Here is a 22,855-nt window from a genome sequence, read left to right as displayed (position 1 = left end):
CCCGGTCAGCCGCCGCCGAACAACAGCCCGAGCAGGCCGTCGAGGAAACCGCCCGTACCGTTCACGGGCGTCTCCTCTCCCGGTTCCTCCTCGGGATCCTCCTCCACCGGCTCCTCGTTCGAGGGTGGCCGCTCCTCGTCCTCGTCGGCGGGGGGCGGGTTCGGCGCGGGGACGTCCGGTGGTGTGCCGGGGGTCCGGCCCGGGGCGGGCTCCGTTCCCTCCTCCGGGTGGTCCTCGCCCTCCTCGAGTGGCTCGTCGGGGTCGGCCCCGGTTCCGGCGGGTTCGTCGGGCGGGAGCGTCGAGGAGCGCTCCGGGTCCGTGCCCGCGTCGGGCGCCCCGCCGGGGCGACCGTCGGAGGCGGTGGAGAGCGCCTCCACCTCGCCGCTCTCACTGTTCGGCGGGGAACCGTCGGGCCCGGCGTCGATCAGTGTCCGGGGCGCGCCCATGGCACCCGCCCACCACCACAGCAGCAGGACGATCACGACCATGGCCAGACCGGAGACGGCGGGCAGCGGCCACCGCCGTCGCTCGGCCAGGAGATCGGACGCCGGGTCGTGGTCGGGACCCGGGAGCAGGGAGCGGGTGCCCTCGTAGGCGGGATGGTCCCGCGTGGTCAGTCGATCCTCGGGCAGGGCCTTGGGAGAGACCGGGACGTTCGGCGCCGGCTCCGCGATGAGGGCTTCGGCGGGGGCCTCGCCGTCGGTGCGGGCTCTGTGCACGGGGTAGCCGTCCGCGGCCAGTGGACGCATGAGCGCGGCGACCCGTCGTCGTTCGGCGGCGGCCTCGGAGGTGGGGGAGCCGCAGACGTCCAGGACGCGTTCGCGCAGTCCGGGCGGCGGGCCCGGCGGGCACAACAGGGACAGGGCCTCGGTGACCCCTTCCACCTGGGCGCGCCAGAGTGGGCCGTTCGGTTCGGGGTCCTCTCCGTCGGCGGGCTCGGGTGCGGTTCCGGAGCCCTGGTGGAGTTCCTCGGCGGCGCGGCGGATCGCCGTGCGGGACAGCTCGCCGCAGATGCCGGGCTCCAGATCCAGGATCCGCGCGATCGCCGAGGTGGGCAGGGAATGGCGCAGGGTCAGTTCGACCAGCTCGCGTTGGCTGGCGGGCAGTCGGGAGAACATGCGGGCCACCGGCTCCTCGGCGGCGACGGTGGCCAGTCCGGTGTAGGGGTGGGTCCGGCCCAGACCACGACGCTGGCAGGCCGAGCGGACCAGGGCGTAGAGCCAGGGGCCCGGGTCGTCGGGGTCGGTGAGCGAGGAGAAGGAGACCACTCCGGCGACGAGTCCCTCGTACACGGACTCGGCGACGGGGTCCTCCGATCCTCCGGAGCCTCCGTCGCCGAGCAGGGACCACGCGTACCGGTACAGCGCGGGGGCGTGGGCATCGTGAAGAGCCTCGGCCGACACCGCCGTTGGTTCGTCTCTTTCGTCGCCCCTGGTCACGATTCTCCCCCTGCCGTCTGTGGTGACGCTAGCGACAGGGGGAGCGTGGTGCGCGGGAATCGAGCACCTGTGTCCTGAAGGTGAGACTTCTGTTACCGGTATCGGGTCGAGAGGGTCATTCTCCGCCGCGCGAGGGCTGACCGATCGCGATCATCCGCTCCACCGAACGACGCGCGCGCTCGGAGGTCTCGGCGTCGACCGTGATCTCGGTGGTGCCGTGGCGCAGCGACCCCAGGAGCTTGTCGGCGTCGATCATCTTCATGTAGTGGCACTCGGCGCGGGAGTTGACCGCCTCGAACCGGGTGTTCGGGTTGGCGTTGCGCAGCTGGTGCAGCATGCCGGTCTCGGTGGCGATGAGCACCTTGGAGGCGCTGGTCTTCTCCGCGGCGCTGAGCATGCCGCCGGTGGAGAGCACCTTGACCCGGTCCTCGGGGACCGCGCCGCTGCCGACCAGGTAGAGGGCGGAGGTGGCGCAGCCGCACTCGGGGTGCACGTACACCTCGGCGTCGGGCTCGGACTCCACGCGTTCGCGCAGGGTGTGGCCGTCGATGCCGGCGTGCACGTGGCACTCGCCCATCCAGACGTGGATGTTCTCGCGGCCGGTGACCCGCTTGACGTGGGCACCCAGGAACTGGTCCGGAAGGAAGAGGATCTCCTTGTCCTCCGGGATGGAGCGGATGACGTCGGCGGCGTTGGAGGAGGTGCAGCAGATGTCGGTCTCGGCCTTGACCGCCGCGGTGGTGTTGACGTAGGCCACCACGACCGCGTCGGGGTGCTGGGCCTTCCAGTTCCGCACGTCCTCGGCGGTGATGGTGTCGGCCAGCGAGCAGCCCGCGTTCGGATCGGGCAGCAGGATGGTCTTCTCGGGTGCGAGGATCTTGGCGGTCTCGGCCATGAAGTGCACGCCGCAGAAGACGATCGTGCTCGCCTCGACCGTGGCGGCCAGGCGGGACAGGGCCAGGGAGTCACCGGTGTGGTGGGCCACGTCCTGGATTTCCGGACGCTGGTAGTTGTGCGCGAGGATGACAGCGTCGCGTTCGTCCGCCAGGCGGCGGACCTCGGCGGCCCACTCCTGCCTGGTCATGGTGTCCGCCGTCGCGGTGACCGATGCCATGTCCGACTACTTCCTTGAGGCTGTGGACGCGGCTTACGGGCGCCGCGCCCTGGGAGACCGGTGCGCGAGACCAGGTTTTCGTCTGGCAGGCACAAACCTGCTGAAGCTTAACATGGCATGGAACGGAAGGGACAGGGTGGACATCTCGGAGGTAAACGGGCCGGCCGCCGCGGTAGGAGCGGCCACGAACGACTCCGGAGGCGGAGGAGGTTCGCTCGCGGCGCACGAGGCGCTCGCCGTCGTCCTCCAGATCCGCGCGGGGGAGCTGTGCGTCCTCCTGTGGCGCCGGGCCCTACCGCCCTTCGAGGGGGCCTGGGCCCTGCCCGGAGGGCGACTCGGCGCGTGCGAGAGCCTGGGCTCCTCGATCCGGCGTCAACTCGCCCAGAAGGTCGACGTCCGCGACCTGAACCATCTCGAACAACTGGAGACCCGCAGCGACCCCGACCGCGATCCCCAGCGGCGCACCCTCGCCACCGCCTACCTGGGGCTGGTCCCCGCGCACATCGACCCCGTGGTGCCCGACGACACCGGCTGGCACCCCGCCGCCGATCTGCCTCCGATGGCCTTCGACCACGCCACCTTCGTCCGCTCCGGACGGAGGCGCCTTCGCGCCAAGCTCAGTTACACCAACGTCGGTTTCGCGCTGGCCCCGCCCGAATTCACCATGTCCGAGCTGTCCGGCTACTACCGGGCGGCCCTCGGACACGACGTGGCCGCCACCAATCTGCGCCGCGTCCTGATTCGGCGGGGGCAGATCGAGGAGACCGGTCGCTCCGTGCCCTCGGGGCGCTCCGGTGGGCGGCCCGCCGCGCTCTTCCGCTTTCGGGCGAGGGAACTGGAGATCACGGACGCCTTCGCCGTCCTGCGCCCCCCGAACTGAGGTCGCGGGCGCACGGCGGGGCGCTCGTCACACCCGCGCGGATGGGGCGCTCGTGCGGAGGAACCGGAAGAGGGCGCTGTGTAAACTCCCTAATCGTGGCAATTCGTACTGTGGTGTTCGACGTCGGAGAGACGCTGGTCGACGAGACGCGCATCTTCGCGCGCTGGGCCGACCGTTTCGCGATCCCGCACATGGCGTTCTTCGGCACCATCGGTGGCGTCATCGCCACCGGAGGCACCCTCACCGACGGGTTCCGGCTCCTGGTCCCCGGCTTCGACCTGGAGTCGGAGAGCGCCCGTTGGCGCGCGGAGGAGCCCGACGGTGAACGCGAGCACTTCGGCGAGTCCGATCTGTACCCCGATGTGCGTCCCGCCTTCGCCGCGATGCGTGAGGCCGGTCTGACCCTCCTCATCGCGGGCAACCAGCCGGTCGAGGCCGGTCCGAAGCTGGAGTCGATGAACCTCGGCGTCGCCGGCATCGGCATCTCCGACACGTGGGGCGTGGCCAAGCCCGCCTCCGGGTTCTTCGATCGGACCCTCGAACTGGCGGTCGAGCACACGCCCGGGATCTCCGCGGAGGAGATCCTCTACGTCGGCGACCGTGTCGACAACGACGTCCTGCCCGCTCGGGCCGCCGGCATGAGCGCCGCCCTGTTGCGTCGTGGGATCTACGGTTACCGTCACGCGGCCTTCCCGGAGGCGGAGAAGGCCGACGTGATCGTGGACGATCTGCACCGTCTCGCCGCATGGGCGATCTCTCGGAGCGCGGCCTGAGGTGCCGCCCCGCCCCATGCGGCGCGCGCCCTCGCGAACATATTCCCTACTTATAATGTAGGAAATGGTGGACGGTCCCATCACGGACCGCGTCGTAACGGTTTGTCCATCGCATGCTCGGGTAACGTCGCAACGGTCTCCGGCCGCCCGACGTTCCCGGACCCCGTAACCCGGGCGATCACCGCACCATCCGCCCCCGAAGGAGAGCCCGATGATCACGTTCGAGGGCGCCGCCAAGATCTACCCCGACGGAACCGTCGCCGTCGCCGGCCTGGACCTGACCGTCGAGACCGGACGGACGACGGTCTTCGTGGGGCCCTCCGGTAGTGGCAAGACCACCTCTTTGCGGATGATCAACCGCATGGTCGAGCCCACGCACGGCACCATCCGCATCGACGGCGCCGACATCCGAGACCAGGACCCCGCCCTGCTGCGCCGCTCCATCGGCTACGTCATCCAGCAGGCCGGACTCTTCCCGCACCGCACCATCCTGGACAACATCGCCACCGTCCCCCTGCTCCTGGGATGGAACCGCCGCAAGGCGCGGGCCCGCGCCGCCGAACTCATGGAACTGGTCGGGCTGGAGGTCTCCCAGGCCAAGCGCTACCCCCACCAACTCTCCGGCGGGCAACAACAACGGGTCGGGGTCGCCCGGGCGCTGGCCGCCGACCCCCCGGTCCTGCTCATGGACGAACCCTTCAGCGCGGTCGACCCCGTCGTACGCGCCGGACTCCAGGAGGAGCTGCTGCGCCTCCAACAGGAACTGCACAAGACCATCGTGTTCGTCACCCACGACATCGACGAGGCGGTGCGACTGGGCGACCGGATCGCGGTCTTCCGACCCGGCGGCGAGCTCGCCCAGTACGACGCGCCCGAACACCTCCTGGCCCGCCCCGTGGACGACTTCGTGGAGTCCTTCGTGGGTTACGACCGAGGGGTGCGCCGCCTGTCCTTCTTCCCCGCGCGGCAGCTCTCACTACGTCAGGACGTCGTCTTCGACACCGAGGACCGGGTCGAACGGGCCCGCGACGTGGTCGAGGGCGACGGTGAGCCCTGGGTGCTCGTCGTCGACGAGAACCGCGCGCCCCTGGGATGGGTCGACGCCGCCCAGCTCATCGACAAGCCCGCCGGCCTCACACTCGGAACGCTGGAGATGGCCCCCTACGGGCACACCTTCGACGTGGCCACCGATTCGCTGCGCGCCGCGCTGGACGCGGCCGTGCTCTCCCCGGCGGGACGCGCCGTGGGCGTCGACGACGAGGGCGCCGTCCTCGGAGTGGTCTCCCAAGAGGACCTGGGCGCCGCGATCTGGTCGGTGTCCGAGTGATCGCCGCGGACGCGTCCGGGGGAGCGGGAGTCCTCGACTGGGTGCTGAGAGTGGTCGACTGGGCGGTGGCCGACTGGAGCCACCCGGGCGACCCGAACCGCGGCATCCTGCCCCGACTACTGGAGCACATGCGGCTCGCCTACGGGTCCATTCTCATCGGGCTGATCATCGCGCTGCCGCTGGGGCTGGCCTGCGTGCGCTGGAGACCGGTCTACCCACCGGTCCTGACCGGCGTCAACGTGCTCTACGCGGTGCCCTCCATCGCCCTGTTCTTCCTGATGCTGCCCTACACCGGCTTCAGCGACTGGACCGCGGTCGTACCGCTCGCGCTCTACACACTGGTGATCCTGCTGCCCAACGTGGTGGACGGTCTGCGCCAGGTCCCCGAACACGTTCGTCAGGCCGCCGTCGCCATGGGCTTCGGCCCGCTGCGCCGCCTGGTGTTCGTGGAGACGCCCGTGGCGGTACCGGTGATCATCGCCGGACTGCGGGTGGCGTCGGTCGCCACCATCAGCATGGTCAGCGTCGCCTCGCTGGTCGGCCTGGGCGGTCTGGGACAGCTCATCGTCAGTGAGGGCTTCCGCCGCCAGTTCGACGCGCCCATCGTGGTGGGCATCGTCCTCATCGTCCTGCTGGCACTGGCCACCGACGCCGTGCTCGTGGTCGCCCAACGCCTGCTCACCCCCTGGGCGCACACGGGCGGGGGACGTACGTTCCGCAAGAAGGCGGTACGGGCGGAGACCGCCGCGGCCGGAGACGGAACCGCCCTCGAGCAAGGGGAATCACCGTGAACGTCATGACCCTGCTGGTCGACTGGTTCAGCGACCCCGCCCAGTGGACCGGACCCGCGGGGATCCCGACCAGGGTCCTCGAACACGTCTACTACTCCCTGCTCGCCCTGGCCCTGTCGGCCGCCATCGCCGTCCCCGTGGGCCTGCTGACCGGCCACACCGGGGTCGGCGGGTTCCTCACCACCAGCCTCGCCAACTTCGCCCGGGCCCTGCCCACCATCGGCGTGCTCTTCCTCATCGTGCTGTTGGCCGGCATCGGCCTGGTCCCGGTCGTGTGCGCCCTGGTCGCGCTCGCCGTACCGCCGATCCTCGTCAACACCCACGAAGGGGTGCGGGGCGTGGACGCCCGGCTCAAGGACGCGGCCCTGGGCATGGGGATGCGCGGACGCGAGGTGCTGTTCAAGCTCGAACTGCCGGTGGCCGCCCCGCTCATCCTGCTCGGCATGCGCACCGCCGCCGTCCAGGTCATCGCCACCGCCACCATCGCCGCCTACGTCGGCGTGGGCGGTCTGGGCCGCTACATCGTCGACGGGCAGGCGCGCCAGGACCTGTCGATGCTGTTGGGCGGCTCCGTACTCGTGGTGGGGCTGGCCGTGCTCACCACACTCCTGTTCGCCGGGTTGCGGCGACTCCTCGTCGCACCCGGACTGCGCGCCGAGGCCGCGGCGGCGCGCTGAACGGATCGGCGACCGATCTCAGAGTTAAGGAAACGCACATGAACACGAGGTTCGCCCTCATCGGGCTCCCCCTTGCGGCCGTCCTGCTGACCTCCTGTGGCGGCAGCGACCCCTTCGAGGAGGGCCAGGACACCGAAGGCGGGGGCGGTGGTGATGGAGCCATCGTCATCGGCTCCGCCGACTTCCCCGAGAGCACCCTGCTCGCCGAGATCTACGGACGCGCCCTGGAGGCCGAGGGAGTGGACGTCGAGTACCAGCTCAACATCGGCAGCCGCGAGGTGTACTACGACCAGATCGAGTCCGGAGCGCTTTCGCTCTTCCCCGAGTACAACGGCGGGATCCTCTTCTACCTCGACCCCGACGCCGAGATCGGTGACGGAGCGGAGACCAACGAGGCCATCACCGAGGCGCTCCCCGACGGTCTGGAGATTCTCGACTCCTCCAGCGCCGAGAACAAGGACTCGGTGACCGTCACCCGCGAGACCGCGGAGGAGAACGACCTCACCACCATCGCCGACCTCGCCGACGTCGCCGGGGACATGACCCTCGGCGCGCCCCCCGAGTTCGAGACCAGACGCCAGGGCGTTCCCGGGCTGGAATCGGTGTACGGCGTCGAGTTCGGCGGGTTCCGCGCCCTGGACGCCGCGCTCCTGACCAAGGCGCTCTCCGACGGCGACATCCAGGCGGCCAACCTCTTCACCACCGACCCGCTGATCGCGGTCGAGGACCTCATCGTCCTGGAGGACCCGGAGAACCTCTTCGGCGCGCAGAACATCACGCCGCTGATCAACACCGACCAGGTCGACGACCGGGCCCGGGACAAGATCGACACCGTCTCGGCCGCGCTGACCACAGAGGAACTGACCCGGCTCAACGAGCAGGTCATGGTCGACAACGAGAGCCCCGCCGACGTCGCCCGAGAATGGCTGGAGGGCGAGAACCTGGCCTGAGCGGTACCGCACGGGACGGGGCGGGGCCGATCGACGTCGGCCCCGCCCCGTTCAGCGTTCCACGGCGTGGTAGCGGCCGGCCCAGCGCACCATCGCCTTCTCGTTCCGTCCGGACCCCGCCACGGGGATCCCGATCACGTCGGCGAAGAACACCACGTGGTCGCCGACCTCCACCCTCTGGCGCACCGAGCACTCCAGGGCGGTCAACGCCTCGTCCAGGACGATCGCGTTCGTACGTTCGCCCCGGTGGTGCGGCTGCCCCGACACCAACAGGCGGGCGCTGGGTCGACCCTCGGCGGCGAAACGCCCCGCCAGGGCGAGCTGGTCGGCGTGGAGCACGCTCACCGCGAAGGCGCCGACCTCCTCGACGACCTCGGCGACGTACCCCTCGGCGTCCACGCTCAACATCACCACCGGGGGATCGACCGAGATCGACACGAACGAGCTCACGGTCGCCCCGATGTCGTCGCGCCCGTCGGAGATGGTCACCACGGTCACCCCGGTCGGAGCCAGCGCCATGGCCTCCAGGTAGGCCCCGCCGTCCACGCTCAACGGATCTCCCACGACCCCGGCATGGTCAACGGGCCCGCGGCGGGCAGACCCAGACGGGCCGCCATGTGCTCCAACGGGCCCCAGGCGCTCAGCACGGTCTGCGGGTCGGAGGAGGCCAGGTCCTCGCTGGACTCGTGCTGACGGAGGCGGTCCAGAGGATGTGGCCGCGGGAAGACGCGCAGCGGCAGCGGACCGACGTCGGCCTTGGCCCTGGCGATCCGCACGGCCGTCTCGATCCCGCCCAGCTCGTCCACCAGACCGCGCTCGCGGGCGTCGGCCCCGGTCCAGATCCGGCCCTTGGCGACCTCGTGGATCTCGTCCCAGGTCCGGCCGCGCGCGGCGGCGACCTTCGAGACGAAGTCCTGGTAGATGTCGTCCAGAAGGGTGTTGATCCGCTCCCACTCGGACTCGTCGAAACCCTCCTCGGAGTCGAACATGCCCGCGTGCGCGCCCTCGCTCACCGAGTCCGAGGTGATCCCGAAGCGTTCCTTGAGCGGGCCCAGGACCAGCTTGCCGGTGAGCACGCCGATGGAACCGGTGATGGTGGCGGGCTCGGCCACGATCGCGTCGGAACCCAACGCCACGTAGTAGCCGCCGGAGCCGGCGACGTCGCCCATCGATGTGACGACCGGCTTGCCCGCCTCACGGGTCAATTGGCTCTCGCGGCGGATCAGGTCCGAGGCGATGGCGGAGCCGCCGCCGCTGTCCACGCGGAACACCACGGCCTTGATACGGGGGTCCTGCCGGGCGGCGCGGAAGGCGGCGCAGACGGTGTCCGAGCCCATCACGGTGCCGCCCATCGGCGAACGACGGCTCTTGCCCAGGGAGATGCCGCCGCTCGCGGAGATCAGGGCGACGTGGGCCTCCTGGTCGGCGATCCTCGGCTTGGGCGGCGAGGTGTGGCGGCGGTGGTAACGGGTGACGAACTGGAGCGCGGGGTCCGGGGCCTTGTCGGCCTTGCCGCGCACCTGCTCGTTGAGTTCGGCGTAGACCTCGTCCCGGTAGGCGAGCCGGTCGACCAGGCCGGCCTCCAGGGCCTCGGAGGCCAGGATCGGGGCGGTGTCGATCAGCTCGCGCACACGCTCGGCGGTGAGTCCCCGGCTCTCGGCCACGGCCTCGACGATCTGGTCGTTCATCGACTCCACGATCCGACCGGTCGCCTCACGGTGGGCGTCGCTGTAGCCGGTCCGGGTGAAGGGGTCGACCGCGTTCTTGTACTCGTGGCGGGCCCCGCCCTCGAAACGAACGTCGAGCTTGTCCAGAGCGCCCTTGAAGAACGTGGAACGCGACATCAGGCCGCTCAACCCCACCAGGCCGGTGGGGGACAGGACCACCCGCGAGAAGGCGGTGGCCAGGTAGTAGGGGAGGTTGCCGGAGCCGGCCTCACCGAAGGTGTCGGCCCAGGCCACCGTGGGCTTGCCGGTGGCACGGAAGTCGGCGACCGTGTCCCGCAGCTCCTGCACCTTCGCCGGACCCAGGCCGCGCGCGTCCACCCGCACGATCAAGGCGGCCACCTCCGGGTCGCGGGCGCCTCTGCGGATCCCCTCCAGCACCTCCAGATAGTGCTGTTTGCGCCGATTCATGAGTTGGCTGAGCGGATCGCTCGGAGCCTCGTCGACCACCCCCTCCGTCAAATCCAGTTCCAGTACCAACGGGCCCTGGGTACGAGGCCCGAAGCGCTTGAGGGACAAGGGCTCAGTGATCTTCGCGAGGTCCACCATGGACCCAGAGTAGTGCCGACGACTCCCCGGTGCGTTGTACGCGCGAGGGACGCTAAGGTCGACTGTGCTCCGAACCGGATGGGCGTGTAAGGGGCGAAGAACCCCAAGAAGGGCAGGACGAACCATGGCGGGCGCGACGGACAAGGAACGGCTGCGTGTACGGACCGGTGGCCGCTCGGTCGCGGTCGCGGCCGCGGCTCTGCTGACCCTCGGCGCCTGCTCCTCCGGGGGATCCGACGAGATCAGTCTGGAACGCGGCGAGAGCGGCATGCTGCCCGCGGTCGAACCCCCGGGCCCGGAGGGCTTCGACAACGTCGACGTCGCCGGGGTCAAGATCGACGCCCCCGAGGACTGGGAGGTCCAGAACGAGGGCGGCCAACTGTGCCTGACCCCGCCCGGACAGAGCGCCTGCGCCTACGGCTCGATCCGTCTGGTCCCCGAACAGGCCGAGAACCACCCTCAGAGCTGGCCCAAGAAGGACGACGCCTTCTACGACGACGACGGCTGGGCCGACGACACCAGCAGCTGCCGCAGCCTCAACACCGCCGCCTCCGGCAACATCGGAGTGGACAAGGCGACCCTGACCTCCGACAACGGCCAGGTCTTCGAGCACGCCGACGGGCTCAAGTCCCACCACTCGGTCTGGAGCGTCACCTGCGATAACGAGGACACCTTCGAGGTGCGCATGTGGTTCCTCCCCGAAAGCGACGTCCTGCTCTACGTCTGGTCCGTCGACGCCCAGTACAGCAGCGTGTACGACGAGATCGCCGCCTCCATGGACAGCACGGAGTACCGCGCCGGTCGCTAGAAGGGGTGAACGGCGCTAAATCGCCCACGGCTTACCCGAACCCGTGTCCCCGAGGCGTGTCGAGGCCGTAGGGTCGTACTCGTCGAAGCGACCAACGGAACTTGATGGGGTGCATGCGCTGGTGACCACTATGGGAACGGCGGGACGGGTCGATCAGTACACGCTGGACAACGGGTTGCGTCTGGTGACGGCGCCGGCCTCCACCGGCCAGGTCGCCTCGGTCAACCTCTGGTACGGGGTGGGTTCACGCCACGAGGTGCCCGGACGCACCGGCTTCGCCCACCTGTTCGAGCACCTGATGTTCCAGGGGACCGGGAACACCGAGAAGGGCGACCACTTCGACGCGGTCGAGCGGCTGGGCGGCGACATCAACGCCTCCACCTCCACCGACCGCACCAACTACTTCGAGACGGTCCCCACCCACGCCCTGGACCTCATCCTGTGGCTGGAGGCCGACCGTCTGGCCACCCTGCGCGAGGGCATGACCCAGGAGGTCCTGGACAACCAGCGCGACGTGGTCAAGAACGAGCGTCGTCAGCGCTACGAGAACCAGCCCTACGGCACGGCCCTGGAGCGCATCCTGCGCCTGGCCTACCCGGTCGGGCACCCCTACCACCACCCCACGATCGGCTCCATGGCCGACCTGGACGCGGCCGACCTGGACTACGTCAAGTCCTTCCACAAGCTGCACTACGGCCCCGACAACTGTGTCCTGACCATCGTCAGCGACCTGGAGTCCGCCGACGTCCTGGCCCGGGTGGAGAAGTACTTCGGCCACATTCCGGCCCGTGACGACATCCCCGAGGTCCCCGACCCCGTCCTGCGGGTCCCCATGGGCGGCCCGGTCCGCGACTCGGTGACCGAGACGGTGCCCGCCGCCGGCGTGTTCATCGGCTTCCGTGTCCCCGCCTACGGTGAGCGCGGGCACGATGCCGCCCAGCTCGCCTCCGCCGTCCTGGGTCAGGGGCAGGGCAGCCGGCTGTACCGCTCCCTGGTCGTGGACCGCCCCATCGCCGCCGACGACGGCGGGGCCGGCGCCGACATCCTGCCGTTCCGCTACACCGACAGCCTGCTGCTGGTGAACATGCTGGCGCGCGAGGGCGTGGACGGCGACATCCTGGAGAAGGCCATCCGGGAGGAGGTCGCCAAGCTCGCCGACGGGATCGCCGACGACGAGCTGGAGCGGGCCCGCGCCGTCCTGGAGCGCGACCACCTGCACCACATCTCCAGTCCCTCCGGGCTGGCCGACACCATCGGAAGCTGCACCCAGCTGTTCGACGACCCGGAGCTCGCCTTCACCTGGCCCCGGCGCTGGGCCGACATCACCGCCGAGGAGGTGCGGGCCGCGGCCGAGCGTTTCCTCGTCGACGAGAACATGCTGGTCGTCCGGTTCGACCCCGAGGCCGAGGCCTGAGCCTCGTCACCGAAGGCCCCAGTCGTTCCCTAGCCGCAGAAAGAGCCGCAGCATGCAGCAGACCCGCCCGGACCTCGGCGCCGCCTCCTCCTACTCCTTTCCCAAGCCCGAGCGCGTCCGTGTCGGCAACGGCACGGTCGTCGCCGTGGACCTTCCCGGCCAGCAGCTGATCTCCCTCCGCCTCGTCCACCCCTTCGGTGGGGCCGTCGAGCCTCTCGACGCCATGGGCGTCACCGCCCTGACCAGTGAGGTCCTCGAAGACGGGCCGGACGGGAACAGCTCTCTGGCCCCCGCCCTGGAGCGTTACGGCGCCGAATGGGTCGCCCGCGCCAACTGGGACGGTTTCATCACCGGCCTGGACGCGCCGATCAACCGACTCGGCGACGCGGTGGGGCTGTTCTCCGACGCCGTGCGTCGCCCGGCGCTGAAGGCCGACGATATCGTCCGCCGTCGCGACCAGCTCTTGGAGCGTTTCTGGCTGGAGGCCGCCTCGGCGTCCACCCTGGCCATGCGCAGCCTCGGTGGGCAGCTGTTCACCGGCCGCTACGCCACCCCGCTGGCGGGCGGTCCCGTCAAGCTGGCCGACATCACCCCCGAGCGGGTGGCGGCCTTCCACGCCGACACGATCGCGGCCTACGCGGGCACCCTCGTGGTCGTCGGCGACCTCTCCGGGGTCGACCTGGAGGAGCTGGGCCGGGGCGTCTTCGGCGACACCGCGGCCGTGCCCGAGCGTCGGATCACCGAGCCCGCCCCGCCGCCCGGCGAGCTGCCCCGCGTGCTGGTCGTCGACCGGCCCGGTTCGGTGCAGTCGGCCCTGGTCATCGCGCACCGCGCCCCCTCGCGCTCGCAGGTGGAACTGCCGCGCGCCGAGGGGATCAGCGAGGTGCTGGGCGGGATGTTCACCTCTCGCCTCAACATGGAGCTGCGCGAGCGCCTCGGTTACACCTACGGTGCCGGAAGCCGTTTCGACCTGCGCCGCGACAGCGGTGTGTTCTTCATGAGCACCCAGGTGGAGGCGAGCACCACCGCGCACTCGGTGACCTCCTCCTTCGAACAGATCGCCAAGCTGCGCGCCTCGGGGGTCACCGAGGACGAGCTGGCCGCGGTCCGCGAGTCCAACATCGTGGGCCTGCCGGTGGCCTACTCCACGGCCCGGGCGGTCGCCGGGGCCCTGGTGGACATCGTGGTGCACGACCTGCCCGACGACAACGTCGACCGGGTCCGCGCCGGTTACGAGAAGCTCACCGCGCAGGACCTGAACTCCGCCGCCGTCGAGTACCTCCGCCCGGAGGAGGCGGTCGTGGTGGTGGTCGGCGACGCCGAGAGCCTGCGCGGGCCGCTGACCGAGACCGGCGTCGGTCCGGTCGAGGTGCGTTCTCCGGAGTCCCTCTGGAGCTGAGCGCACGGGCTTCGTGCACGCGCGGACGCGCGTGCACGAAGCCCGCGTCCGAGTCAAGGATCGGCAAGGGAGATCCTCGTCATGGCATGTGTCGCTCCTGCTCGGACATAACGAAAGCGAACCTATGTGACGACCATCGGCCAACCCTCGAGGTGGCCCCGGCGTCATGCTGGTATAACGAGTGATCCGTGCACCTACGTGGTGACAGCGACCGCAATGCTCCGCAGGAGGCCACCATGGCCGGTGAATGGACCCGTGGATAACCGTGTCCTCCCTAGACAACCCTCACACGCAGCGGCCCGAGACGTCGCTCGATTCGGCGCGTCCGGACGCGGCGGTGGCTGAGCCCGCCGGCCGGCTGCTGAAGGGGCGCTACCAGTTGACCTCGGAGATCGCCCGAGGCGGTGTGGGGACGGTCTGGCGCGCCACCGATCTGGTCATCAAGCGCGAGGTGGCGGTCAAAGAGCTACGTCTGCCGGCGGACCTGAGTCGCTCCGAGCGCGAGTCCCTGTTGCAGCGCACCACGCGCGAGGCCCGTGTCGCCGGCCGGCTGACCCACCCCGGACTGGTCACGGTCCTGGACGTGGTGGACGAGGACGAGCGGCCGTGGATCGTCATGGAGCTGGTGGAGGCCTCCACCCTGGAGGAGATCATCCAGGTGGGCGGCCCTCTGCCCTACCAGCGCGTGGCCGAGATCGGGCTCCAGTTGATCGACGCCCTTCGGGTGGCGCACGAGGAGGGCATCGTCCACCGCGACGTCAAGCCCGACAACGTGATGATCAACGCCGCCGGCCGGGTGGTCCTGACCGACTTCGGCCTGGCCGCCTGGAACGGCGAATCGGCGCTGAGCTCCTCCGGCAGGATCATCGGATCACCCGCCTACATCCCGCCGGAGCGGGCCAAGGCCGGCCCCGTGGGGCCCGAGTCCGACCTGTGGTCCCTGGGCGCCACCCTGTACGCCGCCGTCGAGGGCTACCCGCCCTACGACCGGAAGGGCTACATCAAGATCCTGCGCCAGGAGCCCTTGGACGAGCCGAAGGAGGCCGCCAACGCCGGCCCGCTCGCGCCGGTGCTGGCGGGGCTGCTCAAGGTCGAACCCGCCGAGCGGTTGACCGGTGAGAACGCGGCCAAGATGCTGCGGATCGCGGCGTTGGCCCCGTGGGCCCCGACGATGCCCACCAAAGAGGCCGTCGAAGCGGTCGTGGACGGTGCGGCCGAGGACTCCGACGAGGGGGATCGGTCCGCGGACCGCGAATCCGCGCGTGAGCACTTCCGCGCGGGGGCGCACGTGCTGGCCGAGTCCATCAGCGAGCGGCTGCGCAACAGCCCCGAGGCGATGAACACGATCATGACGTCGATCCGCGAGTCGACGGACACCCTCGGTCTGACCAGTTCGGGCAAGCACGCGGAGAAGAGTCGGCTGCCGATGGCGATCGCCGTCGGCGTGGGCGTACTGGCGTTGCTGGCCCTGGTCATGTGGGCCCTGCTGGCGCTGTGACCGCAGCCCACCTGGGGCGGGAACGGGAAAGGGACGACCCCGCGGCCGTGGGCACGCGAGCGGGTCGTCCCGATGAGAGTGGGGCCGGCGGGATTCGAACCCGCACTGTACAGCACCTAAAGCTGCCGTCTCCTGCCGTTGGACTACGGCCCCGACGGGGCCACTCTACCGGGGCCGGGACAGGACGGGGTAGCGGGGTGGCGGGTCGTCCGGTCCTGGGGTGACCGGACGACCGTGCCGAGGATCAGACGCCCAGTTCGCGCTTGATCCGGTCGACGTGACCGGTGGCCTTCACGTTGTAGAAGGCCTTTTGGATCCTGCCGTCGGTGCCGACGATGAAGGTCGAACGGATGACGCCCTGGACGGTGCGACCGTAGTTCTGCTTCTCACCGAACGCCCCGTAGGCGACCAGGGTCTCCTTGGAGGGGTCGCCGAGCAGGGTGAAGGTCAGGCTCTCCTTGTCCCGGAACTCGGCCAGCTTCGCGGGCTGGTCGGGGGAGACGCCCAGGACGGTGAAGCCCGCGTTCGCGAACTCGGTGAGGTTGTCCCGGAAGTCGCAGGCCTCGGTGGTGCAGCCCGGGGTCATGGCGGCCGGGTAGAAGTACAGGACGACGCTCTTGCCGGTCTCGGCCAGGACCTTGCTCAGGGTGACGGGGGTGCCGTCGGCGTCGTCGAGGGTGAAGTCGGGGGCCTGGTCGCCGGTCGCCAGGCGGATGCTCTCGCTCACGTGGTGCTTCCTGTCTTCTTCGGGCGGGGTGGAGAGTGTTCCACCCCACTTCCTTCACGCCTCACAGTACGAGATGGTGGGGGGAGGGATGCAGGTGGCCGCTTTCTCTGCGATGTCCTCGCCGGTGGGCGGCCTTCGGTTGCGATTCCGGTTCGGTTCGTCCGCTTCGGGGGATGACCAGCGGTTCGATCACCTATTGTTGACCGGACGCTCTCGGTTGGCCTCTTCCCGACCTCATGCCGTACCGTGCGTGGTCGCCGATGACCTGACGGCATGTCCGGCCGCCCGCCGGGCCGGAGCACATCCGTTTCGCTTGGAGAGTAGTTCGCGCCGATGGCTGGATTCACACTCGACGAGGTCCGGGCTCGTACTCTCAAGGAGCGCGATTCCTGGTGGACCGTCTACATGGTGGACCCGATCGCGGTCCGGCTGGTCCGCTCGATCGCCGGTCGCACGTCGATCACCCCGAACCAGTTGACGGTCGTCGCGCTCTTCCTCGGCCTGGGCGCCGCCGTGTGCTTCGCCTTCGGCTACTGGCAGCTCCTGATCCTGGGCGCGTTGCTGTACTACCTGTGCTTCCTCGTGGACTGCATGGACGGCAAGCTCGCCAGGCTGACCGGTTCGGAGACGCTCTTCGGGGCGTGGATGGACTACGTGTCGGATCGTTTCCGTGTCCTGGTGTGCGTGGTCGCCCTCATGGGCGGCCAGTACCGGGAGACCGGGCACGTGGCGTTCGTGTGGTTGGCGCTGGCCGTGGTCTTCCTGGACATGCTGCGCTACCTGAACGCGCTCCAGGTGTACAAGGTGCGCCGTGAGATGCGTTCCCACCTGGCCGCGGCGCTGGAGCGGGCCCGGGCGACCCTGTCGATGCTGGAGCCCGAGGGCGACGACACCGGCAGCGCGACCGGTCGGGGCGGCCGGACGATGAGCGACGGCGGCGAGCAGGCGGTGCTGCGTCACGGCATCGGTGTGCTGGAGCAGATACTGCGCAGCCAGAACGAGCGGGAGGCGCGCAATCAGCGCACCGCCGGCAAGCAGCCGGACCTGACCCTGCCCAAGGTCGACCTGCACCAGGAATTCCGGAACCGTTTCCCCTGGTATCAGCGGTTCTGGGCGGCGCTCAACGCCCGACGGATCCGTACCCACCTGGTGGGCGGTATCGAGTTCCAGATGGCGGTCTTCGTGGTGGCGCCCATCGCGGCGGCGCTGATCGCCCCCGAGGCGATCGGTTGGATCACCGCCTTCGTCGGTGTTTTGCTGCTCGCCTTCGAGATCGCCATCATCTATAAACTGTGGTTGTCCACGCGGGACTTCTTCCGTGTGGTCGATGGAATCGATGGCGCGTTGAGATTCTCCGGTCCGTCCGACGGCGCGGAAGAACACGGTCGGGACACCGACTCGGACACGGACACGGATTCCCAGACGACCGTGCGCTAGTGGAGAGAGGCACACTATGGCGGGAAGCGACACCGAACCGCGCCAGACCCCCGAGGAGCTTCAGGCCGAGATCGACCGCGAACAACGACGGTTGGCCGAGACCCTGGACGAGCTCAGCGAACAGGCCCGTCCGTCCAACATCGCCAAGCGCCAGATCGGCCGTGCCAAGGAGCGCGGGGCGCGGATCCTCGACGAGGCGCGGGCCCTGGTGGTCGGCGGCGGGGCGGTGCGTGTGGAGAGTCGCGTGGTGCGGCCCGAGGAGGGCAGCATCGTGCTCAAGGGCGATGACAAGGTGGTGACCACCTACCAGTCGCGTGGTCGGCTGCCCACCGAGGCGCTGATCCTGGCCGCCGGTGTGGGCACGATCGTCGCCGTGGGAGTGGTGGCCTGGGCGGTACGCCGCAAGCGCGGCTGAGACCGCGGTACGACGACGTGAGGGGGCGGGGTCCACGTGGACCCCGCCCCCTCACGTCGTGCTCGGGCTCAGAGGAAGGTGCGGCCTTCTCCTCGGTAGGTGGGCACCGAGCCCTCGTAGGTGCCGGTGTCGGAGTCGATCAGGTGCAGGGTGTCGAAGCGTTCGCACAGTTCACCGGCCTTGGCGTGGCGCATCCACACCCGGTCTCCGACCCTCAGCCCGCGCGCGGCCTCGCCGAGCAGGGGGGTCTGGACCTCTCCGGCGCCCTCGTTGGCGCTGTAGGCGAGCCCCTCGGGGAGGTGGGGGCGTGGTGCCCGGTGGGCGTCTACGGGGCCGGAGGCGGGGTATCCGCCGCCCAGCACCGTGGCCACTCCCGGAGCGGGACGGCGGACCACGGGGAGGGCGAACAGTGCGGCCGGGCGGCCCTGGAACGAACGGTAGTGGTCGAACAGGTGGGGCTGGTACAGCCCGGAACCGGCGGCCACTTCGGTGACGGCCCGTTCGCGTCCGGTGGTGTGCAGGCTGCCGGTGCCTCCGCCGTTGACGAAGCGCAGGTCCGTGACGGCCCGCACGGCTCTGGTGATGGCCGCTCTGCGTCTGGCGAGTTCGAGGGCGGAGCGGCGCTGGATGGAGTGGAGGAGGCGCCCGTACAGAGGACGGCCGGGGGGCGCGTCGCCCACACCGGCGATCTGTCCCTCGTAGACCATGATCCCGTCCAGTTCCAGGTGGGGGCGGGCCTTGACCGCCCGGGCCAGGGCGGCGGCCTGACGGGGGGTGCGGACGGGGGAGCGGTAGGCGCCCACGCGCAGAGAGGGGCCGAGCGGTTGCCAACTGGCGTCGATGTCCAGGCACACGCGTACGGGTGGGGCGTCCGGACCCCGGTCGGCTCGGGAGACGGCGGCGTCGATCAGATCCAGGTGGGCGGTGTCGTCGACCATCAGGGTGATGATCCGCGCCGCCTCGGGGGAGCGGACGAGTTCGTCCAGGGCGGGGAGGTCGACGGTGGGGTAGGCGACGAGGATGTCGTCGTCGACCGGGCCGTCGGGGCTCGGAGCGGCGAGCCAGAGGGCTTCGGGGAGGGTGAAGGCCATGACCCCCGAGTAGCCGGGCAGCGCCAGGGTCCGGCGGAGCAGTTCCCGGCTGCGCACGGACTTGCTGGCGACCCGGATCGGGCGGCCGTGGGCGCGGCGGGTCAGGGCCGCGGCGTTGGCGCGGAAGGCGGCTAGGTCGACGATGGCGAAAGGCGCCTGGAGATCGCGGGTGGCGGCCTCGTACTTCTCACGCAGGCTTGTCATGCCACAGAGCATGCCAGAACATGAATGTCTTTCATATTGTCTGAAGCGCCCGAACCCTCCCGCCCTCGGGTGGGCGGGTGACGGGAGATACCCCCGGGAACGACCTCGCCGGGCCGATGACCTCGATATCCTGGATCGTCAGGCTGTTCGGCCGACGATCCCCGGGAGTGGTTCCTTCGATGAGTGAGCGCGAGTACGTACTGACCCTGTCCTGTCCCGACAGTCGGGGCATCGTGGCCGCGGTGGCCAACCTGATGTCCGACCACGGATGCAACATCACCGAGAGCCAGCAGTACGGGGACCACTACACCGGACGGTTCTTCCTGCGGATGCAGTTCGTGGCCGAGGCCGGAGAGCGCGGTCCCGCCGACGAGGACACCCTGCGCGCCGCCTTCGCCTCCCTCGCGGGTGACTTCGGGCGCGGTGAGAACGGTTCGTTCGTCGAGTGGAGTCTCCAGGCACGTGACGTGCGCCCGCGCATGATCGTGATGGTGTCCAAGTTCGGGCACTGCCTCAACGACCTCCTCTACCGGCAGCGCAGCGGGCTGCTCGACATCGACATCGCCGCCGTCGTCTCCAACCACCCCGATCTGGAGTTCCTCGCCGATTCCTACGGGGTGGACTTCCACCACCTCCCGATCACCCCGCGGAACAAGAAGGAGCAGGAGGAGCGCCTCCTGGAGCTGGTCGACGTCTACGATGTCGACCTGGTGGTTCTGGCCCGCTACATGCAGGTGCTCTCCGAGCAGTTGTGCGCGAAGATGTCCGGTCGGGTCATCAACATCCACCACTCCTTCCTGCCCAGCTTCAAGGGGGCCCGGCCCTACCACCAGGCGCACACGCGCGGGGTGAAGCTGATCGGCGCCACCGCCCACTACGTCACCGCCGACCTGGACGAGGGGCCGATCATCGAGCAGGAGGTCTCCCGGGTCGACCACACCCACAGCCCGGAGCAGCTCACCGCGATCGGTCGGGATCTGGAGTCGGTCGCCCTGGCCCGGGCCGTGAACTGGCACGCTCAGCGTCGCGTGCTCCTCAACGGGAGCAAGACGGTCATTTTCGACTGATATCCCCAATCCATTCTTTTTCTGGGTGAATTAATTTTCGGACGCCAGGGTTTCCCAAGGGGATCCTGGCGTTCTTCTTGCTCTCACCGGGGTTCCAGGGGGTGGGGTTGGGGCAGGGGTGGTGTATACATGACCCTTCTCACCTGCAAAGCATTGCTTTAAGTTTCTTGGTGGCTACATAGAGTGCTTATATGGTGTGATGGGGTCGAAACGCCTCGCCTGCCCCACAGCGGGGGCGGCGAGAGTTTCGGCCTGAAAACCCAGAGCCAAACGGTTCAGACCAGGGGGCATCAATGGGTAAGCACTTCGACGACGCGGCCGGCAAGGGCAAGGAGGCCTTCGGCAAGGTCACCGGAGACCGGGGCACCGAGGCCGAGGGCAAGGCCGACCAGGCCAAGGCCGGCGCCAAGGACGCGGCCGACAAGGCCAAGGGCAAGGCCGAAGAGCTCAAGGACAAGGCCGAGAACGCCTTCGAGTCCGCGAGCGACAAGATCAAGGACGTCTTCAAGCGCGACTAGGCGACCCGAGAGGGTCCGCAAAGGTCGCGCAACACTGTGTAGGGGGAGCCAGTGTCGGACATGAAGACCGAAGCGTCGGTGCCGAGCGCGCGAGAGTCGGGCGGTAAACGCGACTCCTCGAGCGGGAACGGCCAGGGCACCACTCACATCGCCGACGGGGTGGTCGCCAAGATCGCCGGAATGGCGGCACGTGAGATCGGCGGAGTCCACGCGATGGGCGGTGGAGCCGCCCGCATGGTCGGAGCCGTCCGCGACGCCGTCAGCGGAGGCGGAGGCTCCGGTTCCGTGGCCCAGGGGGTCTCGGTCGAGGTCGGAGAACGCCAGACCGCCGTCGACATCGACCTGGTCGTCGAGTACGGGGCCGCCATCCAGGACCTCGCCGCGGCGGTGCGCCGCAACGTCACCACCGCGGTCGAGCGGATGACCGGCCTGGAGGTCACCGAGATCAACATCAAGGTGGACGACATCCACCTGCCGGAGGACGACAACGCCGACGACGGCGACTCCGAGCCCAGGGTCCGGTAGTCATGACCGGCGGCGACGAACGGGAAGAGCTCGCACGGACCGTGGCCGAGGCCGCGGTCCGCCTGCCCGAGGTGGTGGAACTGTCCTCGGGCTCCTTCGGAACCCTGAGCACGCCCGTGCGGGGCGGTCGGATTCGAGGGGTCGTGGTCCGGGACGACCACGTCGAGGTGGGGGTGGTCGTCGAATACGGGCGACCGCTACCGGAGATCGCCGCCGGGATCCGTCGAGAACTGGCCCCGTTGACCGGCGGCCGCGCCCTCCACGTATCGGTGGAGGACGTGGTCGCCGGGATCGACGAACGAACGAGCACGACCGGTCGAACACCGACCGGGAGGCAGGACGTTGGATGAGAGGGGAAGCCATGTGGCCCATCGTTGGACTGTCCTACGGGACCGTGCTGGGGCTCGCGGCGGCGTTCGGCGGTTTCGCCGCCTTCGCGTTGGTTCTGGTCCTGGGCCTGGTCGGGTTCGTCGCGGGCCGGGCGATGGAGGGTGAACTCGACCTCGCCGAGATGTTCACACGACGTTCGGCCTAGACAAGGAGCGTGATCGTGGTCGGGGTGCGCAGCGACACGGTCCCTCGGCAGCGGATGCCCGGGGTCCGAGAACGGCCCGACGGGAGGCACGTCCGCGGACGTGACCCCGGAGGGAACACGGACATCCCCGGGGCCGTGATCGGGAAGATCGCGGCACGGGCGGTCGGAGAGGTCCCTGGAGCGCGCTCGTCCCGCTCCAGGGCCGCCCGCACCCGCGTCAGCGGCGAGGTCGTCCTTCTCCGTCTGAGGATCGACGTGGACTATCCGCTCCCGGTCCGTCGGGTCGCCGGAGCGGTACGGGAACACGTCAAGAGCCGGGTCGAACGGATCACCGGCAAACAGGTCAACCACATCGACATAGAGATCTCGGAGTTGGTGCGCTGACATGACCACCGTGGAAGAGGTGCTCGGACGCCCGGTCCAAGAGGTCGACCGTCGAGCCAAACGGGTCGCCGTCCACACGTTCCGACCGCGCCGTTCCTGGCCCGCGGTGATCACCGGCCTCGTCATCCTGGCGGTGGCGGTGATCGCCGCGGCCGAGGTCATCGCGGCACTGGCGGGAAACCCTCTGCGGTTGATCCCGGTGGGGCCGGCCACCGACTACGCGACCACCACCACCTGGTCCGAGCCCTCCGTGCTGATCGCCTCGGCCGTCCTGGCGCTGATCGGGACGGCGCTGATCGTGGTCGCCCTCGTGCCCGGTCGAGGCCGTTGGACGGCGTTGCGGACCGACGACCCCGCGTTCGTCGTCGGCCTGACCCGCCCCGCACTGCGCAGGGCGGTCTCCGCGGCGGCCCAGGAGATCAGCGGGGTCGAGCACGCGCACGTGACGGTCCGCGGCAACAGGCTGCGCATCCACGTGCGCACCGGTATGCGCGACGCGCGAGGGCTTCCCACCCAGGTGACCAGGTCGGTGGAGCACAGGCTCGCGGAACTGGCCCCCCTGCGCAGCATGCGCATCACCACACACGTCCGATACACGGAGGGGTGACG

At 69.7% G+C, this 22,855-nt stretch carries 25 protein-coding genes and 1 tRNA gene; 19 read left to right on the top strand and 7 right to left on the bottom strand.

From position 1 onward, the window contains the following. Window positions 1–5: 5 nt before the first annotated feature. Both D451_RS0124425 and nadA read right to left on the bottom strand, forming a co-directional pair. Window positions 6–1,403, bottom strand: a complete 1,398-nt coding sequence (locus D451_RS0124425) for an RNA polymerase sigma factor (RefSeq protein WP_241463380.1) — start codon at window positions 1,401–1,403, stop codon at window positions 6–8. Window positions 1,404–1,554: 151 nt separating this feature from the next. Further along, window positions 1,555–2,553: a quinolinate synthase NadA gene (gene nadA, locus D451_RS0124420; RefSeq protein ID WP_014912387.1), complete on the bottom strand. Its 999-nt coding sequence runs from the start codon at window positions 2,551–2,553 to the stop codon at window positions 1,555–1,557. 136 nt (window positions 2,554–2,689) lie between these two features. On the opposite strand from nadA, the gene D451_RS0124415 reads away from it, so the two are divergent. From D451_RS0124415 to D451_RS0124390, 6 genes are all read left to right on the top strand, one after another. Continuing rightward, window positions 2,690–3,433, top strand: coding sequence for an NUDIX hydrolase (locus D451_RS0124415; protein WP_017536359.1), 744 nt, complete (start codon window positions 2,690–2,692; stop codon window positions 3,431–3,433). A gap of 95 nt (window positions 3,434–3,528) precedes the next feature. Continuing rightward, complete coding sequence (locus D451_RS0124410; RefSeq protein ID WP_017536358.1) at window positions 3,529–4,206, top strand: HAD family hydrolase; 678 nt, start codon at window positions 3,529–3,531, stop codon at window positions 4,204–4,206. A gap of 211 nt (window positions 4,207–4,417) precedes the next feature. Then, window positions 4,418–5,533, top strand: coding sequence for an ATP-binding cassette domain-containing protein (locus tag D451_RS0124405; protein WP_017536357.1), 1,116 nt, complete (start codon window positions 4,418–4,420; stop codon window positions 5,531–5,533). After that, complete coding sequence (locus tag D451_RS0124400) at window positions 5,530–6,324, top strand: ABC transporter permease (protein WP_017536356.1); 795 nt, start codon at window positions 5,530–5,532, stop codon at window positions 6,322–6,324. Before D451_RS0124405 ends, D451_RS0124400 begins: the two co-directional genes overlap by 4 nt. Before the next feature lie 5 nt (window positions 6,325–6,329). Next, complete coding sequence (locus D451_RS0124395; protein WP_387607343.1) at window positions 6,330–7,001, top strand: ABC transporter permease; 672 nt, start codon at window positions 6,330–6,332, stop codon at window positions 6,999–7,001. Window positions 7,002–7,039: 38 nt separating this feature from the next. After that, on the top strand, window positions 7,040–7,951 hold the full coding sequence (locus tag D451_RS0124390) for an ABC transporter substrate-binding protein (protein WP_017536354.1): 912 nt from the start codon (window positions 7,040–7,042) through the stop codon (window positions 7,949–7,951). A 51-nt stretch (window positions 7,952–8,002) separates the two neighbouring features. On the opposite strand, the gene D451_RS0124385 is transcribed toward D451_RS0124390, so the two are convergent. Beyond that, window positions 8,003–8,497 (bottom strand): flavin reductase family protein, encoded by a 495-nt coding sequence (locus D451_RS0124385; protein ID WP_014910939.1) that lies wholly within the window; start codon window positions 8,495–8,497, stop codon window positions 8,003–8,005. A 2-nt stretch (window positions 8,498–8,499) separates the two neighbouring features. Next, window positions 8,500–10,224: a signal peptide peptidase SppA gene (sppA, locus tag D451_RS0124380; RefSeq protein WP_026125336.1), complete on the bottom strand. Its 1,725-nt coding sequence runs from the start codon at window positions 10,222–10,224 to the stop codon at window positions 8,500–8,502. Window positions 10,225–10,348: 124 nt separating this feature from the next. On the opposite strand from sppA, the gene D451_RS0124375 reads away from it, so the two are divergent. The 4 genes from D451_RS0124375 (at window position 10,349) to D451_RS0124360 (ending at window position 15,343) form a co-directional block, all read left to right on the top strand. Beyond that, window positions 10,349–11,032 (top strand): hypothetical protein, encoded by a 684-nt coding sequence (locus D451_RS0124375; protein WP_014913566.1) that lies wholly within the window; start codon window positions 10,349–10,351, stop codon window positions 11,030–11,032. A 130-nt stretch (window positions 11,033–11,162) separates the two neighbouring features. After that, window positions 11,163–12,446 carry a M16 family metallopeptidase gene (locus D451_RS0124370; RefSeq protein ID WP_014909691.1) on the top strand — a complete coding sequence of 428 codons (1,284 nt, stop codon included), beginning with the start codon at window positions 11,163–11,165 and terminating at the stop codon, window positions 12,444–12,446. A 52-nt stretch (window positions 12,447–12,498) separates the two neighbouring features. Then, on the top strand, window positions 12,499–13,845 hold the full coding sequence (locus D451_RS0124365; protein WP_014909183.1) for a M16 family metallopeptidase: 1,347 nt from the start codon (window positions 12,499–12,501) through the stop codon (window positions 13,843–13,845). A gap of 337 nt (window positions 13,846–14,182) precedes the next feature. Further along, window positions 14,183–15,343 (top strand): serine/threonine-protein kinase, encoded by a 1,161-nt coding sequence (locus D451_RS0124360; protein ID WP_014910467.1) that lies wholly within the window; start codon window positions 14,183–14,185, stop codon window positions 15,341–15,343. 79 nt (window positions 15,344–15,422) lie between these two features. On the opposite strand, the gene D451_RS0124355 is transcribed toward D451_RS0124360, so the two are convergent. Both D451_RS0124355 and bcp read right to left on the bottom strand, forming a co-directional pair. Next, window positions 15,423–15,496 (bottom strand) — tRNA-Leu (locus D451_RS0124355). Window positions 15,497–15,587: 91 nt separating this feature from the next. Next, window positions 15,588–16,070: a thioredoxin-dependent thiol peroxidase gene (gene bcp, locus D451_RS0124350; protein WP_017536352.1), complete on the bottom strand. Its 483-nt coding sequence runs from the start codon at window positions 16,068–16,070 to the stop codon at window positions 15,588–15,590. A gap of 333 nt (window positions 16,071–16,403) precedes the next feature. Between bcp and D451_RS0124345 the strand changes: the two genes are divergently transcribed. Further along, window positions 16,404–17,507: a CDP-alcohol phosphatidyltransferase family protein gene (locus D451_RS0124345; RefSeq protein ID WP_014912224.1), complete on the top strand. Its 1,104-nt coding sequence runs from the start codon at window positions 16,404–16,406 to the stop codon at window positions 17,505–17,507. Window positions 17,508–17,523: 16 nt separating this feature from the next. Continuing rightward, window positions 17,524–17,922, top strand: a complete 399-nt coding sequence (locus D451_RS0124340) for a DUF3618 domain-containing protein (RefSeq protein ID WP_014913382.1) — start codon at window positions 17,524–17,526, stop codon at window positions 17,920–17,922. A gap of 68 nt (window positions 17,923–17,990) precedes the next feature. Here D451_RS0124340 and D451_RS0124335 read toward each other — a convergent pair whose 3' ends face one another. Next, window positions 17,991–19,217: an alanine racemase gene (locus D451_RS0124335; protein WP_017536351.1), complete on the bottom strand. Its 1,227-nt coding sequence runs from the start codon at window positions 19,215–19,217 to the stop codon at window positions 17,991–17,993. A gap of 179 nt (window positions 19,218–19,396) precedes the next feature. Between D451_RS0124335 and purU the strand changes: the two genes are divergently transcribed. The 7 genes from purU to D451_RS0124300 all read left to right on the top strand — a co-directional run bounded on the left by purU (window position 19,397) and on the right by D451_RS0124300 (window position 22,853). After that, on the top strand, window positions 19,397–20,284 hold the full coding sequence (purU, locus tag D451_RS0124330) for a formyltetrahydrofolate deformylase (protein WP_014908219.1): 888 nt from the start codon (window positions 19,397–19,399) through the stop codon (window positions 20,282–20,284). A 293-nt stretch (window positions 20,285–20,577) separates the two neighbouring features. Beyond that, complete coding sequence (locus tag D451_RS0124325) at window positions 20,578–20,802, top strand: CsbD family protein (protein WP_014910551.1); 225 nt, start codon at window positions 20,578–20,580, stop codon at window positions 20,800–20,802. A 60-nt stretch (window positions 20,803–20,862) separates the two neighbouring features. Continuing rightward, window positions 20,863–21,327: an Asp23/Gls24 family envelope stress response protein gene (locus D451_RS0124320; protein ID WP_014911106.1), complete on the top strand. Its 465-nt coding sequence runs from the start codon at window positions 20,863–20,865 to the stop codon at window positions 21,325–21,327. A 2-nt stretch (window positions 21,328–21,329) separates the two neighbouring features. Further along, window positions 21,330–21,677, top strand: coding sequence for a hypothetical protein (locus D451_RS0124315; RefSeq protein WP_014911320.1), 348 nt, complete (start codon window positions 21,330–21,332; stop codon window positions 21,675–21,677). 11 nt (window positions 21,678–21,688) lie between these two features. Beyond that, window positions 21,689–21,862: a hypothetical protein gene (locus D451_RS28370; RefSeq protein ID WP_014913456.1), complete on the top strand. Its 174-nt coding sequence runs from the start codon at window positions 21,689–21,691 to the stop codon at window positions 21,860–21,862. Between the two features lie 9 nt (window positions 21,863–21,871). Then, a complete protein-coding gene (locus tag D451_RS0124305) occupies window positions 21,872–22,246 on the top strand; it encodes an Asp23/Gls24 family envelope stress response protein (protein WP_014912517.1) in 375 nt (124 codons plus the stop codon). A gap of 1 nt (window position 22,247) precedes the next feature. Beyond that, entirely contained in the window at window positions 22,248–22,853 is a 606-nt protein-coding gene (locus D451_RS0124300) for a DUF6286 domain-containing protein (protein ID WP_017536347.1), read from the top strand. Window positions 22,854–22,855 lie beyond the last annotated feature (2 nt).

This window comes from Nocardiopsis alba DSM 43377 (genome assembly GCF_000341225.1).
GTDB lineage: Bacteria > Actinomycetota > Actinomycetes > Streptosporangiales > Streptosporangiaceae > Nocardiopsis > Nocardiopsis alba.
Note: the sequence above shows the minus strand (reverse complement) of the source record. Positions and strands in the feature narration are given on the sequence as shown.

What these genes read in the sequence shown, in the direction of transcription:
- nadA (WP_014912387.1), bottom strand. Translation starts at nt 2,553, where the DNA reads ATGGCATCGGTCACCGCGACGGCGGACACCATGACCAGGCAGGAGTGG.
- D451_RS0124405 (WP_017536357.1), top strand. Translation starts at nt 4,418, where the DNA reads ATGATCACGTTCGAGGGCGCCGCCAAGATCTACCCCGACGGAACCGTC.
- D451_RS0124395 (WP_387607343.1), top strand. Translation starts at nt 6,330, where the DNA reads ATGACCCTGCTGGTCGACTGGTTCAGCGACCCCGCCCAGTGGACCGGA.
- D451_RS0124390 (WP_017536354.1), top strand. Translation starts at nt 7,040, where the DNA reads ATGAACACGAGGTTCGCCCTCATCGGGCTCCCCCTTGCGGCCGTCCTG.
- sppA (WP_026125336.1), bottom strand. Translation starts at nt 10,224, where the DNA reads ATGGTGGACCTCGCGAAGATCACTGAGCCCTTGTCCCTCAAGCGCTTC.
- D451_RS0124375 (WP_014913566.1), top strand. Translation starts at nt 10,349, where the DNA reads ATGGCGGGCGCGACGGACAAGGAACGGCTGCGTGTACGGACCGGTGGC.
- D451_RS0124370 (WP_014909691.1), top strand. Translation starts at nt 11,163, where the DNA reads ATGGGAACGGCGGGACGGGTCGATCAGTACACGCTGGACAACGGGTTG.
- D451_RS0124365 (WP_014909183.1), top strand. Translation starts at nt 12,499, where the DNA reads ATGCAGCAGACCCGCCCGGACCTCGGCGCCGCCTCCTCCTACTCCTTT.
- D451_RS0124345 (WP_014912224.1), top strand. Translation starts at nt 16,404, where the DNA reads ATGGCTGGATTCACACTCGACGAGGTCCGGGCTCGTACTCTCAAGGAG.
- D451_RS0124340 (WP_014913382.1), top strand. Translation starts at nt 17,524, where the DNA reads ATGGCGGGAAGCGACACCGAACCGCGCCAGACCCCCGAGGAGCTTCAG.
- D451_RS0124335 (WP_017536351.1), bottom strand. Translation starts at nt 19,217, where the DNA reads ATGACAAGCCTGCGTGAGAAGTACGAGGCCGCCACCCGCGATCTCCAG.
- purU (WP_014908219.1), top strand. Translation starts at nt 19,397, where the DNA reads ATGAGTGAGCGCGAGTACGTACTGACCCTGTCCTGTCCCGACAGTCGG.
- D451_RS0124325 (WP_014910551.1), top strand. Translation starts at nt 20,578, where the DNA reads ATGGGTAAGCACTTCGACGACGCGGCCGGCAAGGGCAAGGAGGCCTTC.
- D451_RS0124320 (WP_014911106.1), top strand. Translation starts at nt 20,863, where the DNA reads ATGAAGACCGAAGCGTCGGTGCCGAGCGCGCGAGAGTCGGGCGGTAAA.
- D451_RS0124315 (WP_014911320.1), top strand. Translation starts at nt 21,330, where the DNA reads ATGACCGGCGGCGACGAACGGGAAGAGCTCGCACGGACCGTGGCCGAG.
- D451_RS28370 (WP_014913456.1), top strand. Translation starts at nt 21,689, where the DNA reads ATGTGGCCCATCGTTGGACTGTCCTACGGGACCGTGCTGGGGCTCGCG.
- D451_RS0124300 (WP_017536347.1), top strand. Translation starts at nt 22,248, where the DNA reads ATGACCACCGTGGAAGAGGTGCTCGGACGCCCGGTCCAAGAGGTCGAC.